This is a genomic window from Oceanobacillus neutriphilus (assembly GCF_014645515.1).
In the GTDB taxonomy this organism is placed as follows: Bacteria; Bacillota; Bacilli; order Bacillales; family Amphibacillaceae; genus Oceanobacillus; species Oceanobacillus neutriphilus.
In genome coordinates this window covers 194,986-210,428 of the sequence record NZ_BMLW01000006.1, presented here as the reverse complement: position 1 = coordinate 210,428, position 15,443 = coordinate 194,986, and the positions used below count along the sequence as shown (strand labels likewise).

The 15,443-nt window shown below is 38.0% G+C and carries 15 protein-coding genes; 13 read left to right on the top strand and 2 right to left on the bottom strand.

Annotated elements, in window-relative coordinates; genetic code table 11:
* Positions 1-181: 181 nt before the first annotated feature.
* The 6 genes from IEX29_RS11535 to rpsR all read left to right on the top strand — a co-directional run bounded on the left by IEX29_RS11535 (position 182) and on the right by rpsR (position 4,215).
* Positions 182-1,087: a mechanosensitive ion channel family protein gene (locus IEX29_RS11535; RefSeq protein ID WP_188734611.1), complete on the top strand. Its 906-nt coding sequence runs from the start codon at positions 182-184 to the stop codon at positions 1,085-1,087.
* Between the two features lie 101 nt (positions 1,088-1,188).
* Positions 1,189-1,383 (top strand): DUF951 domain-containing protein, encoded by a 195-nt coding sequence (locus IEX29_RS11530; RefSeq protein WP_077602771.1) that lies wholly within the window; start codon positions 1,189-1,191, stop codon positions 1,381-1,383.
* 188 nt (positions 1,384-1,571) lie between these two features.
* The gene (gene ychF / locus IEX29_RS11525; protein WP_188734610.1) at positions 1,572-2,672 is read left to right on the top strand and encodes a redox-regulated ATPase YchF; all 1,101 of its coding nucleotides are present in this window, start codon (positions 1,572-1,574) and stop codon (positions 2,670-2,672) included.
* Between the two features lie 245 nt (positions 2,673-2,917).
* Positions 2,918-3,205: a 30S ribosomal protein S6 gene (gene rpsF / locus IEX29_RS11520; protein WP_188734609.1), complete on the top strand. Its 288-nt coding sequence runs from the start codon at positions 2,918-2,920 to the stop codon at positions 3,203-3,205.
* A gap of 15 nt (positions 3,206-3,220) precedes the next feature.
* Positions 3,221-3,721, top strand: coding sequence for a single-stranded DNA-binding protein (ssb, locus tag IEX29_RS11515; protein WP_188734608.1), 501 nt, complete (start codon positions 3,221-3,223; stop codon positions 3,719-3,721).
* A gap of 263 nt (positions 3,722-3,984) precedes the next feature.
* On the top strand, positions 3,985-4,215 hold the full coding sequence (gene rpsR / locus IEX29_RS11510; protein WP_077602766.1) for a 30S ribosomal protein S18: 231 nt from the start codon (positions 3,985-3,987) through the stop codon (positions 4,213-4,215).
* Positions 4,216-4,641: 426 nt separating this feature from the next.
* Here the strand turns inward: rpsR and IEX29_RS11505 are convergent, their stop codons facing one another.
* A complete protein-coding gene (locus IEX29_RS11505) occupies positions 4,642-5,127 on the bottom strand; it encodes a hypothetical protein (RefSeq protein ID WP_188734607.1) in 486 nt (161 codons plus the stop codon).
* Between the two features lie 570 nt (positions 5,128-5,697).
* Here IEX29_RS11505 and IEX29_RS11500 point away from each other — a divergent pair.
* From IEX29_RS11500 to dnaB, 4 genes are all read left to right on the top strand, one after another.
* The gene (locus IEX29_RS11500; RefSeq protein WP_188734606.1) at positions 5,698-6,630 is read left to right on the top strand and encodes a YybS family protein; all 933 of its coding nucleotides are present in this window, start codon (positions 5,698-5,700) and stop codon (positions 6,628-6,630) included.
* A 157-nt stretch (positions 6,631-6,787) separates the two neighbouring features.
* A complete protein-coding gene (locus tag IEX29_RS11495) occupies positions 6,788-8,773 on the top strand; it encodes a DHH family phosphoesterase (protein ID WP_188734605.1) in 1,986 nt (661 codons plus the stop codon).
* Positions 8,770-9,216 (top strand): 50S ribosomal protein L9, encoded by a 447-nt coding sequence (gene rplI / locus IEX29_RS11490; RefSeq protein ID WP_188734604.1) that lies wholly within the window; start codon positions 8,770-8,772, stop codon positions 9,214-9,216. Before IEX29_RS11495 ends, rplI begins: the two co-directional genes overlap by 4 nt.
* A 104-nt stretch (positions 9,217-9,320) precedes the next feature.
* Entirely contained in the window at positions 9,321-10,682 is a 1,362-nt protein-coding gene (dnaB, locus tag IEX29_RS11485) for a replicative DNA helicase (protein ID WP_188734603.1), read from the top strand.
* A gap of 171 nt (positions 10,683-10,853) precedes the next feature.
* Here the strand turns inward: dnaB and IEX29_RS11480 are convergent, their stop codons facing one another.
* Positions 10,854-11,195 carry a DUF3899 domain-containing protein gene (locus tag IEX29_RS11480; protein ID WP_188734602.1) on the bottom strand — a complete coding sequence of 114 codons (342 nt, stop codon included), beginning with the start codon at positions 11,193-11,195 and terminating at the stop codon, positions 10,854-10,856.
* A gap of 453 nt (positions 11,196-11,648) precedes the next feature.
* Between IEX29_RS11480 and IEX29_RS11475 the strand changes: the two genes are divergently transcribed.
* The 3 genes from IEX29_RS11475 to opp3C all read left to right on the top strand — a co-directional run bounded on the left by IEX29_RS11475 (position 11,649) and on the right by opp3C (position 15,426).
* A complete protein-coding gene (locus IEX29_RS11475; RefSeq protein WP_188734601.1) occupies positions 11,649-13,331 on the top strand; it encodes a peptide ABC transporter substrate-binding protein in 1,683 nt (560 codons plus the stop codon).
* A gap of 143 nt (positions 13,332-13,474) precedes the next feature.
* On the top strand, positions 13,475-14,404 hold the full coding sequence (opp3b, locus tag IEX29_RS11470; RefSeq protein ID WP_188734600.1) for an oligopeptide ABC transporter permease: 930 nt from the start codon (positions 13,475-13,477) through the stop codon (positions 14,402-14,404).
* Positions 14,404-15,426, top strand: coding sequence for an oligopeptide ABC transporter permease (gene opp3C, locus IEX29_RS11465; RefSeq protein ID WP_188734599.1), 1,023 nt, complete (start codon positions 14,404-14,406; stop codon positions 15,424-15,426). The genes opp3b and opp3C overlap by 1 nt, the downstream gene beginning before the upstream one ends.
* Positions 15,427-15,443 lie beyond the last annotated feature (17 nt).

Here is a 15,443-nt window from a genome sequence, read left to right as displayed (position 1 = left end):
ATGTTCAAAAGTTATTTCATCTATAGAAGGAGGTTCTTTTGAACACGTAATAAACATAAAAAACATGCAAATATCAGATTTATATGTTTATTTTTTTGTAGATGGGAAAAACATTATGATAGTATTTTTTAAACATCCACTGGAAGAGCTGTTGTATGGAAGTGAAAGGAGTTATATACGCATGAAATTAAATTTTATAAGTCATCAAATTGACAAGGTGTGGGATTATTTAAGCAATCCGGAAATGTGGTTAGCCATTTTAGGAGGAGCAATCCGGATCGTTTTGATTCTCCTTATTTCCTGGCTGGTTGTCGGTATTGTGCGGAAAATAGTAGATAAATTATTTGTGCAAAGGCAGCACGGGCCGATAAGAATTCCAAAACGCCGGGAAGAGACATTGAAGAAATTAATTAAGAGTGTCGTAGCATATGTTGTTTACTTTATGGCACTTGTTATGATATTGGAAGTCTTTAACTTTGAAATTGGACCGTTACTAGCTGGTGCCGGTGTTGCAGGTCTGGCAATTGGTTTTGGGGCGCAAAACCTTGTGCGTGATATCATTACAGGCTTCTTTATTATTTTTGAGGATCAATTTTCAGTAGGGGATTATGTGTTAGCTGCTGGAATAGAAGGAACTGTGGAAGAAATTGGATTGCGCACATCGAAAATTGTTTCCTGGACAGGGGAGCTGAACATTGTCCCTAATGGAAATATTGATCAAGTAATTAATTATTCAGCTCGAAATGGTCTTTCTGTTGTTGATGTGAATGTACCATACGAAAGTGATGTTGCGCAGGTGGAACAAATTATTCAGGAGGTAGCAGAGACATTGCCGGATAAATACGAGTTTATTTTAGGCGTTCCGGAGATTATCGGTGTTCAGAATCTGGATGTTTCCCATTTCGTTGTCCGTGTTATTGCTGAAACAGAGCCGGTCTTCCAATGGGCTGGAGAACGGAATATCCGTAAAGAGATTCAAGACAAGCTATATAAATCAGGTATTAAAATTCCTGCACCCCGGATTGTCGCTTATTCCGAGCAGGAAATGGATAACCTAACGCGGGAACGCCAGCAAAATCGAGGATAAAACTCTCTTAAATTTGCTATAATGAATGTAAGAAAAGCTCTAAGCTAATTAAACAGGTGCCTGGAGCAAGACAGCATTATTTCAAAAAAGGAGCAGGGAGTATGGATAAAGAATTTGGTTTAAATGACATTGTCCAAATGAAAAAGCCACATCCATGCGGTGAGAACCGCTGGAAAATTATTCGGATGGGGATGGACATCCGTATAAAATGTCTTGGCTGCGGGCATAGTGTTCTTATTCCAAGAAGAGATTTTACCAAGAAGCTTAAAAAAGTTTTAGAAAAACATGAAGAATAGTAAAAAAAGATTTCATGCGTGAATAAGAAAGACAAAAATAAATATTTTCTTAGAAGAAAACTCAAAACAGTGTTAAAACGTGCACCTGTTTTGAGTTTTCTCATGCTTGTCTTTTTATCAGGGACTATCTATAATTGGAGTTACAAAAATGTTCATGAACGAATCCTTAAGGAGTTGAAGAAAGTAATATGGCATTAACAGCAGGAATTGTCGGTCTTCCAAATGTAGGGAAATCTACACTATTTAATGCAATCACACAGGCTGGAGCTGAAGCAGCAAACTATCCATTTGCTACGATTGACCCGAATGTAGGGATTGTGGAGGTTCCAGACGAACGTTTAAATAAATTAACAGAGCTTGTAAAACCGAAAAAAACAGTCCCGACTGCATTTGAATTTACGGATATTGCCGGAATTGTAAAAGGTGCAAGCAAGGGAGAAGGATTAGGAAACCAATTCTTATCCCATATCAGACAGGTAGATGCAATTTGCCAGGTTGTCCGTTGTTTTGAAGATGAGAATATTACACATGTTTCCGGGAAGGTAGATCCGATAGATGATATTGAAATCATTAATCTGGAGCTGATCCTGGCAGATTTGGAATCTGTAAATAAACGATTCCATCGTGTGGAAAAGCTGGCGCGTCAAAAGGATAAAGACGCACTTGTGGAGTGTGAGCTGCTGAACAAGATTAAAGAAGGCTTAGAGAGTGACCTGCCGGTACGTGCTTTAGAGTTTACAGAAGAGCAGGAAAAAACGGTTAAAGGTCTTCATCTGTTAACGAGTAAGCCAACATTATATGTAGCGAATGTAAGTGAAGATGAGGTAGCAGATCCCGATTCAAATGAAAATGTTCAAAAGGTAAAAGAATATGCAGCTAATGAAAATGCAGAAGTGATTGTTATTTGTGCGAGGATTGAGGAAGAAATAGCAGAGTTGGAGCCGGAAGAAAAAGAAGAATTTCTGGAAGACTTAGGTATTTCAGAATCAGGCTTAGACAAATTAATTAAGGCTTCTTATAACTTACTTGGACTGGCTACTTATTTCACAGCCGGTGAACAGGAGGTACGTGCATGGACCTTCCGCCAAGGAATAAAAGCACCACAGGCGGCGGGAATTATCCATACCGATTTTGAGCGTGGATTTATCCGTGCAGAGACGGTGTCTTACGGTGATTTGGTGGATGCCGGCAATATGGCAACTGCAAGAGAAAGAGGTAAAGTAAGACTGGAAGGAAAAGAATATATCGTTCAGGATGGTGACGTTATTCATTTCCGTTTTAATGTATAATAATGTGTTTGAACAGCTCCATAAGTCATGCAAACAGGCTTTTAGATATTCCTTGTGAAAAGAACGTTAGAAGTAATAGTTGAAAAAGGTAAATCAGGTTCTCTCGAAAACTTGTCATAACATAATTTATTTGGTATAATACTACATTGTGAGTAATTAGATAATTATTCCTTGCTCTTATGTCTATGATTCAACGTGGAATTATGAGAGATGAGGGCCGCTAAGACCAAAAGGAGGTGTAACGGATGAGAAAATACGAAACTATGTACATCATCCGCCCAGATATCGAAGAGGAAGCACAAACTGCTTTAATCGAGCGTTTTAACAAAATCCTTACTGATAACGGAGCGGAAATCGAAAAAGTTGATGAAAAAGGCAAGAAGCGTCTTGCTTACGAAATCAATGACTATCGTGATGGCTATTATGTTATTATCAATTTCCAAAGTGATGAAGCTGCAGTAAATGAGTTTGACCGCTTAGCGAAATTCAATGATGATATTGTTCGTCATATGACAATTAGAGATGAAAAATAATAAGGAGTGGTTCTGATGTTAAATCGTGTCGTATTGGTTGGCAGATTAACGAGGGATCCTGATTTACGCTATACTCCAAATGGTGTGGCAGTAGCCAACTTTACTATTGCTGTTAACAGACCTTTTTCGAATCAACAGGGAGATCGCGAAGCAGATTTTATAAACTGTGTCGTTTGGCGTAGACCAGCTGAAAACCTGGCGAACTATATGAAAAAAGGGAGCTTAATTGGTGTAGATGGTCGTGTTCAAACACGTAATTTCGAAGGACAAGATGGTAAACGGGTTTATGTAACAGAAATTGTTGCAGATAGTGTTCAATTCCTGGAGACAAAAGGGTCTCAAGGTGGAGGACAGTATCAATCTGATGGCTACCAAGGTAACCAAAATAATCAGAACCAATATCAACAAAATCCATTTTCATCAAATCAAAACCAAAATCAAAACCAGAATCAGGAAGATCCATTTAAAAATAATGGAGAACCGATTGATATATCAGATGATGATTTACCGTTTTAAATTGTCTTCTAACTAAAATAACTAAAATGAGAGTTCAAAAAGGCAGTTAAAAAGGACCGAGAAGTTCAAGACAGCGCAGCTTTGAGTAACGGAACGTATGCAGTAGATACGTGAGTAACGAAAAAGCAAGCTAACGAACTTCCGCAGGATGCGGTGACTTCTACGTTGCCCACAGGACGTGGGCGGGTTTAGTAGAAGTTCCTTACCCCGATGTGTCATTTTTAGCGGACTTTTTGAACATCCTATAAAAGGAGTGTATTCACATGGCAGCTCGTCGCGGACGTGCAAAACGTCGTAAGGTGTGTTATTTCACAGCAAACGGAATTACACACATCGACTATAAAGATGTTGACTTGCTAAGACGTTTCGTTTCTGAACGTGGAAAAATTCTTCCTCGTCGTGTAACTGGAACTTCTGCAAAATATCAACGTAAATTAACAATTGCAATTAAACGTGCTCGTCAAATGGCTTTATTGCCTTACGTAGCAGAATAATAACAAAACCCTTAAGTTCCTATGGACTTAAGGGTTTTATTATTGACTCAACTTTCGCACCTGAGAATAAACACACTAACCTTGCTGTTCCAGGATGTACAAGGTCTCTATTATCATGCTTGCTTTTAGTTAACTCATCTTTTTATTTTTTGAACAGATTATTGTGTATAGCTTCCGCTCCCGCCAACCACTCCGCTTTCCATGGGGACGGCTTCAGCTAACTTGAAAAGAAACCCGCTTTTCAAGTGGATCTTCAGCTCGCCCTGCGATGCACAAATGTTTTCGATGGGGTGAGTAATCTTAGGTCTCAGGAGTCACGGGTTTAGCCTGCGAACCACTTAGGAGTCTCTGTGGTTGGTCTGCGCTCTAATAGGATTCTACAGCGCATGGAAGAAATAATAGCCTGATGAATTTCAATAGTTTCTTTTAACGAACTCTTTTTGGCGGATATAATAAAATCATTCGTATCAGTAATAAAAAGGGATAAATAAAAAAGATAAATAAAAACCAATCTGGAATTGGCCAGATAAACGAAATAAGTGTAAATACCAGATTAGGAATAGTTATGGAACAAGCAGTTAATTTCCACAATGTTCCATAGTAAAGCTTCCGGTTTGCCAGATAGACAACTCCTCTGCCTAAATAAGCAATGAATGAAATGACTCCCAGCAATAAAACGGATAAAATTAAATAATAGAACATAAAGAAATAGATAAACTGGAAAATAATGTTCATTTCTCCGCCCAAGCCAGTCTGGCCTGTTAATCGTGACAACAGTTCAGGTAAGGATGTGATTATAAATAAAATGAAAAGATAGATCATAATGCTATCCATTCCAATTCGGTTGATCTGAAACATGGCTTTTTTTTGTGGAAGTAAAAGGCTTTCTTTTAATATTTTTGTAAATTGCATTTTCCCCATCCTTTAATTCAGTAGTGCTGCTTCTACTTTCTGGGTTATTTAAACAGGTATAATATTCACTTTTGTTATGGACAAATTAATAAGTAATTGATGCTGTTGGGCCTGAAAAAGTTGTTTCTGCCAAATCTTAATAAATAATATATGTACAAGCTGAAACCAACAGAAAATGAAATGATTTAATCCATTTCTAATTGGCAACACTACTATTATAAAGGAATCAGCTCTCAGATGGGAAAGAAAATAGCGCTATTCGACAAATTTCCCGGGAAATAATTATGTGATTTTATTTCAAAAATATTTTATTTCCTCATTTCTATGATAAAATGCTTGATATCATAAATTTACTGACCCGAGGGACCAATATAATAATAAATGAACAAGGTGCGATACAAGCCTTTCTGCTAAATTCGTGTTATTATAGTGGAGTATGTGTTGAATTATTATGTTGCTGCCTTTCATAGAGTTTTATTAAGATATATGGATATGGGAAAGAAAGAGAAGGAGCAGCTAATTTGATTCTTTATAAGTATTTATTTTTGCTAGAACGAGGTGCAGTAGTATATGAATCAATCGAAAAAGATTACAGAAGGAGCCGTAGTAATTGCGATCTTAATTGCAATATTGGTGGCTTCCTTATTACCGATACTTAGTTTAATTACAGCTTTTGTTTTGCCTGTTCCTTTTATTTTCTATGTGAAGCGGCATGGAGTAAAAGCTGGTCTTGTTGTGACAGTGGCTGTTGCCTTTATTTCTACATTGCTGCTGTCGTATATTATTTTGCCGTTAGTATTAGTTGCTGCTGCAGGAGGACTTTTTATCGGTCATGCGATATATAAAAAGAATACAGCCTATGAAACACTGGCTCAAGGTACATTTGGTTTTATTATTGGAATGCTCATTTCTTATATTTTTATACAAACGCTGATGGGCGTTAATATTATGTCTGAATTTAGTCAGATTGTGGAAGAATCTGTTAACACCAGCACATCTATGATAGAAAGTATTAATCCATCATTAAATGAAAAAGACATAGAGGTGCTGATAGACACACAAATCGACTTATTCCAACAATTAATTCCAACTTTTATGGTTCTTTTTGCTTTTATTACAGCTTTTATTACCCAATGGATCAGCTATAAGTGGTTTAACCGGGTGGGAAAAGAAAAGTTCTATTTTCCGCCATTTCGTGAACTGCAATTTCCTAGTGCGATTATTTGGGTTTATCTGTTAGCATTAATTCTATCTGTTATCGACTTCGCCGAAGGAAGCACGATGTATTTTGGTGCACAGAATTTATTGATGATTGTCGGAATTGCCTTGTCCTTGCAGGGATTCTCTTTCATTTTTTATTTTGCACATATTAAAAAAAGATCAAAAGTATTTCCTATTTTAATCGTTATCCTAACAATTCTTTTTCCAACATTTCTTCTTTATTTCGTCCGAATCTTAGGTATAATTGATATAGGTTTCCGATTAAGAAGCCGGTTGAAATAATAGGGGCAGACAGCTTCTTATATACCGGCTTATGGTTTGAAGCTGTATACCTGATCGGTTTAGCGTTCAGGTTAAGAACAGATTTGCAATAAGATTTATATTTTTAATTCTAAATAAAAGCAAGACAGATTGTTGGATTTTGAAGGAGCTGAATGCCGTGCCAGATTTAGAGAATAGACCAGCATTAAGCAAGCATGTATGGATTATCTATATCCTTACTTTTATTTTGCTTTTATGTGTATGGTACTATCAATGGATAGTTGGCTTAATAATGACAGTTGTCTTTGCTGCTTCATTTTATTATAGTATTCGAACGGAAAGGGTGCTTCTTGATGAAGCAGAGGAATATATATCGACCATTTCCCATCGAGTAAAAAAGGTTGGTTCTGAGGCATTGTTAGAGATGCCTTTTGGAATTATTTTATTCAATGATAACTATCAGGTAGAATGGTCTAATCCATTTATGAATCAATTTAAGACGAGCAAAGATACCATTATTGGTGAATCTCTTAATAATTTATCAGAGGATTTAATTCCGATGATTATAGATAACAGGAATGAGATTTGGGTAGAAATTGGCGATTATACGTTTCTGTGTGTCATCAAAAAGGAAGAGAAGCTGCTCTATTTCCTTGATCGGACAGAGCATCAAGAACTGAAGGAACGTTATCATAATGAACAGACGGTGCTTGCCATTATCTTCTTAGATAATTATGAAGAAATCACACAAAATATGGATGATACGGCAAAGAGCCAATTGAACTCTCAAGTAACAGCTGTTCTTAATAACTGGTCGAGCCGTTACGGGCTTTATTTGAAGCGGACGTCACAGGAAAGATTCTTGGCGGTTGGAAATGTAGAAATTCTCGAAGAGCTGGAAAAAGTAAAATTTGCTATTTTAGATGAAGTGCGGGAAATGGGTGGATCTGAAAGCAACCCGGTTACATTGAGTATCGGGGTTGGTGCTGGAAATATGTCGCTGCCTGAAATTGGAGAGATTGCACAATCGAGCTTAGATCTAGCCTTGGGCCGCGGCGGTGATCAGGTCGCTATTAAGGATGAGAATGGAAAGGTACGTTTTTATGGCGGGAAAACTAACCCAATGGAAAAACGCACCCGTGTAAGAGCAAGGGTTATCTCTCATGCGCTTAAAGAGTTGGTTCGTGCAAGTGAGAATGTTATTATTATGGGACATAAATCACCAGATATGGATGCAATCGGTGCAGCGATTGGTGTTTTAAATATTGCTAAAACAAATGACGTCCCCGGTTATATAGTATTTGATGAGAATGATGTGGAGACAGGTGTTTCGAAGCTGATGGATCGTATTCGTGAAGATGAGGAGCTTTGGGAACAATTTGTCAGTCCTGAAGAAGCAGAGGACCTGATGGCAGACCAGCAGAGCCTGTTAATTGTTGTGGATACGCATAAACCGAATATGGTTGCAGTGGAAAGCTTATTAAACTATACCGATTATAAAATTGTTATAGACCATCATCGCCGGGCCGAGGAATTTATTGATAATCCAACGCTTGTTTATATGGAGCCTTATGCGTCATCCACTGCTGAGCTTGTGACAGAGTTACTGGAGTATCAACCAAAAGGGACGAAGCTGAAAATGCTGGAGGCAACAGCACTTTTAGCCGGGATTATCGTTGATACAAAAAGCTTTACATTGCGTACCGGCTCGAGAACCTTTGATGCAGCATCCTATCTTAGATCGCAGGGAGCAGATACCGTATTGGTTCAGCGTCTTCTTAAAGAGGATTTGGATGTTTTTGTCCAGCGCAGTCATATTATTGAAAGAACACAAATATACAATGATCATATTGCTATTGCCAAAGCGCCGAGCGGGAAAGCATACAGTCCGGTGTTGATTGCCCAAGCTGCGGATACCTTACTGACGATGGAGGGCATTTCAGCGTCATTTGTTATCTCGGAACGGTCAGATGGCAGAGTTGGCATCAGTGCAAGGTCACTGGGCGATGTAAATGTTCAGGTCATTATGGAAAAAATGAATGGCGGCGGACATTTGACGAATGCAGCTACGCAAATTGAGGGTAAAACCATAGATGAAGCAAAAGAAATGCTGATAGAGATTATTGATGAATTAGAGTATAAAAAAGGGAGAGATTCAGAATGAAAGTTATTTTCTTAAAAGATGTCAAAGGGAAAGCAAAAAAAGGCGATGTAAAAAATGTTCCTGACGGCTACGCTCGTAATTACCTGTTAAAAAATAAACTGGCAGAAGAAGCTACTTCCGGAAACTTAAAAGCTCTGGACGCGAAAAAGAAAAAACAGGATAAATTAGAAATAGAAGAAAAAGAGAGTGCGATTAATTTAAAAGATAAATTAGCTGATTTAACAGTTGAGCTGGAAGCAAAATCTGGTGAAAATGGACGTTTATTTGGTTCCATTACAAGCAAGCAGATTGCAGAAGCATTAAACAAGCAGCATGGTTACAAGCTTGATAAACGTAAAATTGAATTAGATGAGCCGATCCGTGCATTAGGATATACAAATGTTCCGGTTAAATTGCATCCGGAAGTATCCGGTTCTGTGAAGGTTCATGTGAAAGAAAAGTAATAAGTAATCTATACAAACAGAGAAAATGAAAAGAAATTGGCATTAAAGAAGTACGCCGGTTTCTTTTTTTCTCACTCGTATAACAGGAATACGGAGGAGAGAGAATGAGTGCAGCTTTTGATCGTACGCCACCACATAATATAGAAGCAGAGCAATCTGTTTTAGGTGCAGTATTTTTAGAGCCGACAGCCTTTGTACAGGCTTCTGAAATACTAATTCCAGAGGATTTCTACCGTGCGAGTCACCAGCTTATTTTTACTGCTATGATGACTTTATCTGACCGCGGTGAACCGATTGATGTAGTGACGGTTACCACGTTTTTAAATGACAGGAAGCAGCTGGAGGAAGCAGGCGGTGTATCCTACTTAACTGAACTGGCTGAGAGTGTGCCTACAGCAGCGAATGTTGAATATTACAGTAAAATGGTAGAAGAAAAATCAACGCTTCGCCGTTTAATCCGGAAAGCAACAGATATTGTTACAGCATCCTTTGAAAAAGAGGATGAGGTTGAAGATGTTTTAAACGATGCAGAAAAAAGTATTTTAGAGGTTTCCGGACGTAAAAATTCAGGAGCTTTTAAAAATATAAAAGACGTCTTAATTAGTGTGTATGACAATATTGAGCAGCTTCATCAGCAAAAAGGCGATGTAACCGGAGTTCCAACTGGGTTCTTAGATTTGGACCGGATTACAGCAGGATTTCAGCGGAATGACTTAATTATTATTGCAGCACGGCCATCTGTGGGGAAAACAGCATTTGCACTAAATGTGGCTCAGAATGTTGCTGTGAAAACGGATGAAAATGTTGCTATTTTCAGCTTGGAGATGGGTGCTGATCAGCTGGTTCAACGTATGCTCTGTGCAGAGGGGAATATTGATGCACAGCGTCTTAGAAATGGTCAGCTGCAGGCAGATGACTGGAGTAAACTCACCATGGCGATGGGTTCGTTGTCGAATGCAGGAATATATATTGACGATACACCAGGGGTGCGTGTGAATGAAATTCGTTCCAAGTGCCGGCGCCTGAAGCAGGAGCATGGCCTGGGAATGATTCTGATTGATTATCTGCAGCTTATTCAGGGAAGCGGCAGCTCGAAGGAAAACCGGCAGCAGGAGGTCTCTGAGATTTCCCGTTCCTTAAAGGCGTTAGCCCGTGAGCTCGAGGTTCCGCTTATTGCCTTATCTCAGCTTTCCCGTGGTGTGGAATCAAGACAGGACAAACGGCCGATGATGTCAGATATCCGTGAATCCGGAAGTATTGAGCAGGATGCGGATATTGTAGGCTTCCTATATCGTGATGATTATTATGATAAAGAAACAGAGAAGCAGAATATTATTGAGATTATCATCGCTAAACAGCGTAACGGTCCAACAGGTACGGTAGAGCTTGCCTTTGTTAAAGAGTATAATAAGTTTGTGGATTTAGATCATCGTTACGGGGAAGGCGATATTCCACCGGCAATGTAATCCAGGAGGTTTATTTGGTCAAAAAAACAAGTCCATTTTTGTCAATAATATGAAGAAAAAGAGGAATCCTGTAATTACACTGGAATCCTCTTTTTCGAATCAAAAGAACTTTCTTCACAGGGGTTCTATGTTGGCAGTGTCTTCTGCTTGTACTATCGACTAAATTCATTTCTAAAGAGAAAAATAATAAATAAGTAAACCGCCAAGCATAAGAACAATAGCAGTACAGCCGGTTATAAATGGTATGACATAGTGCTGAGGCGCCAGTTCAGAGAGCGGCCGGCGATCCCGGTTAGACATCCGGCTGAAAAAATACTGAAAGCTGTAGAATACAATATCAAAAAAGCGCCCTTTGATCACATAACCTGCCATCGCGTATAGAATAAGAACTGCGCCGATGACAAAGGAAACATTTATGTAGGATAAAAGATTAATACGATGATAAAAAATAAAGCAGAATAACAAGATGAGGATTTGGGAGAATACAATCCATACAAATGATTTTTTAATCATAACTATCAACGTCCTTCAAAGTGAATATGTAACATATTATACCATTAGTGCATAAAAAAAATCATAATGGATTAAAAATTTAATAGAGAAAGATAGATTTTCAATTAAATTTACAAATATTTCAAAATCTGATTCGACTTTATACTCATTTTTAATGAAAAGATATTTTTTTACATTAAAATCTAAAGAAAATGCCAAGCAATAAGAATTATTTTTTTGGATTAATATGGTAATAATAATGAGTGCATTTTCTATTAAATAAGACCTTAAAAGAGGGGATAACAGTTGATTTAACAAGATTTTTGTAAGCGTTTTATTAACGATTAATAAAGGGGTGGTGGTGCAATTATCTTTCTTTTCTGTATTGGATGAATTATAAAAAATATTTACAATTATGGTTAAGCTAGTATAATGTGTAGTAGAGTAAAATTATAAAAGGGGTGTACAGAAAAAGTGAAAAAGTCTAAATATTATCTCATTATTATTTTGGCGTTAACAATGGTCATGATTTCAGCTTGTGGATCAAATGACGATGATAATGAAGGAAGTTCAGATAGTGGTGACGACTCATCTGCTTCAGGTGAGCAAGTATTAAATATGGTAGAAACAGCAGAGATTCCAACAGGGGACCCTGCATTGGCAACAGATGCTGCCAGTTTTATCGTATTTGGACAAACAATGGAAGGTCTTTATGTATTAGATGGGGATGATCAACCGGTTCCGGCTATTGCTGATGGTGATCCGGAGGTTAGTGATGATGGACTTGTTTATACATTTAAATTAAAAGAAGATGCAAAATGGTCAAATGGAGATCCTGTGACAGCACATGATTTTGTGTATGCTTGGCAAAGAGCACTAAATCCTGACACTGGTTCCCAATATGCGTACATGTTCTCAGGTGTTATTGAAAATGCAACAGATATTATGAATGGTGAGGCAGACGTAGAAGAATTAGGTGCTGAAGCCGTAGATGATAATACTTTAGAAGTAACTCTGGAACAACCTGTGGAATACTTAAATTCATTATTGGCTTTTGGTACGTACCTGCCATTAAATGAAGATTTTGTAGAAGAGAAAGGCGACAGCTTTGGAACGAACAGTGATAACATGCTTGCAAACGGTCCATTCGTATTAACAGAATGGGATGGTTCCGGGTTAACTTGGACATATGCAAAAAATGAAGAATACTATGATATGGATAATGTAAGCCTTGATGAAGTAAATGTACAAGTTGTTAAAGAGCCAAGCACAGCGGTAAACCTGTATGAAACTGGAGAAGTAGACCGTACAGCTGCATTGAGCTCAGAATATGCAAAACAATATGCAAATCATGAAGATGCTGCAACGTTTGAAGAAGGTAGCTCCTGGTATCTTAAATTCAACCAGGAACGTGATGGTGAAGAAACACCATTAGCCAACGAAAATATCCGTAAAGCTCTGGCAATGGCTTTTGATAAAGAATCATTTACAGAACAAGTTCTTGCCAATGGTTCCATTCCTACTGATGGTTATGTACCACGCGGCTTAGCTGTAAATCCTGAAACAGGAGAAGACTTCCGTGAAGAAAGCGGAGACCTAATCGGCTATGACTTGGAACAGGCAAAAGAATATTGGGAAACAGGCTTAGATGAATTAGGTGTAGATGAGCTTGCTCTTGATTTCTTAGGCGATGATACTGAAAATGCAAAAAGAATTGGCGAGTATTTTAAAAATCAATTAGAAACAAATCTTGACGGTTTAACAATTTCATTAGAAAATGTACCATTTAAAAACCGTTTAGATAGAACGACAGCTCAGGATTACGATATCGTAATGCACGGCTGGGGACCGGATTATCTGGATCCACTTACTTTCTTAGATCTATATGTTACAGATGGAGCGAATAACCAGGCAAGTATTTCCAATGAAGAATACGATCAGCTTATTGAAGATGCAAAAGTAACTTATGCAAATGACCCTGCAAAACGTTGGCAGGCAATGCTTGACGCTGAAAAAATTCTCGTTCAGGAAGATACTGCAATCGCACCTGTATACCAACGCGGAAGATTAACACTTATCAAACCGTATGTACAAGGTTTAGAAGAGCATTTGTTTGGACCTGATTACTCACTAAAAAATGTAACAATCGAAAAATAATGTTTTGAAAAGCGTGCATTTAAAAGTCCGCTGAAATTAATACTGTATGGAAAAGAGAGACTTTTAGTGAAAAGTACTCTCTTTTCCTCATTTTTACAGAAGTTTAGAATATTTTCATTTATTCGTATATAGGAGGACAAAGTATGGCGAAATATATTACCAAGCGGATAATTTATTTGATTATTACGCTGTTTATTATTGCTTCTGTTACCTTTTTCCTGATGAAGTTTCTGCCGGGTACCCCATTTTCAAATGAGGAACGGTTAACAATAGAGCAACGTGAACTATTAAATGCGAAGTATGGATTGGATCAGCCTGTTCCTGTCCAGTATATGAACTACATGGTAAACATTGTAAAAGGTGATTTAGGTGTATCCTTTCAGTTTGAAAATCAGCCCGTCATGGATTTGTTGATGAATCGAATGGGGCCTTCGTTGCAGCTTGGTGTCCAGGCGATGATTATAGGGACCATCATCGGTGTTGCACTTGGGGTTCTTGCAGCAATGTTCCAAAATACGTGGATTGATTATGGAAGTACGTTTTTAGCCATACTTGGAAAATCAATTCCTTCCTTTGTTTTAGCAGCATTATTACAATATTACATTGGAGTAAAATTGGAATTGTTGCCAGTCGCGTCCTGGAACAGTTTCTCTTCATCTATTTTACCCACCATTGCGTTAGCTTGTTTCCCAATAGCTACAGCAGCGCGTTTTATGAGGACAGAACTGATAGAAGTATTTGGATCTGATTATATTACATTAGCAAAAGCAAAAGGAAATTCACGCGGCGAAGTAGCTGTGAAGCATGCGATTCGTAATGCGTTAATTCCTTTAATTACCGTATTAGGACCTATGGCTGTCGGCTTAATGACCGGTTCGATGGTTGTAGAGAAAGTATTTGCCGTGCCAGGGATTGGTGAGCAATTTGTGAAATCGATTATGACAAATGATTTCCCGATTATTATGGGAACAACCTTATTTTTCGCTTTCTTACTGACGGTTATTATTTTAATTATTGATATCCTTTATGGAATTATCGATCCGAGAATTCGTCTGAATGGAGGCGATAAATAATGAATAAAGAAGAAATAAAAGAAATACCGAAAGAACAATTTGAGCCTGCTCCAATTGATCATGAAGGGGCCGAGAGGCTGGAGAAACCGCAGCTTTCGTTTATGAAGGATGCCTGGCTTCGCGTTCGAAAAAATAAAGCAGCCATCGTCAGTTTAATTATATTGGCGCTGGTCGTCATTATGGCTATTATTGGACCACATCTTTCAGGTCATGATGGTTATGAGCAGGATGTTTCAAAAAGTAATCTTCCGCCACGTGTACCAGTTTTAGAGAATATGGGTATCTTTGACGGTAAGCAGAAAATTGGCGGCGAGGAAGTAAATAAATACGAACAGATGAATATAGAAGAATACTATTGGTTTGGTACCGATAGTCTTGGAAGAGACTTATTTACCCGCGTCTGGCTGGGAACGAGAGTATCATTGTATATTGCTGTACTGGCAGCTGCTATTGATATGCTGGTTGGCGTTATTTATGGTTTAGTATCCGGATTTAAAGGCGGCAGAACAGATAACGTGATGCAGCGTATTTTGGAAGTTATTTCTGGTATTCCAAACTTAATTGTAGTAATTTTAATGCTCTTAATCCTGAAACCGGGTATTATGTCCATCACGATAGCAATGGTTATTACCGGCTGGATTGGTATGGCAAGGGTCGTCCGTGGACAAGTTCTTAAATTAAAAGACCAGGAATATATACTAGCTTCGCGGACATTGGGTGCTAAAAATAATCGACTCCTTTTCAAGCATCTGTTACCGAATTTATCAGGGGTTATTATTATAAATACCATGTTCACGATTCCTAGTGCTATTTTCTTTGAAGCTTTCTTAAGCTTTATCGGAATTGGATTACAGGCTCCATCGGCATCCTTAGGTACACTGATTGAGGACGGTTATAAAACGTTTCAATTTTTACCTCATCTGATGATTATTCCGTGTATCCTTATCTGTGTGATTTTGATTGTATGTAATTTAATTGGAGATGGACTACGTGATGCATTTGATCCGAAAATGCGCGATTAAAGTTGAGGTGAAATGAT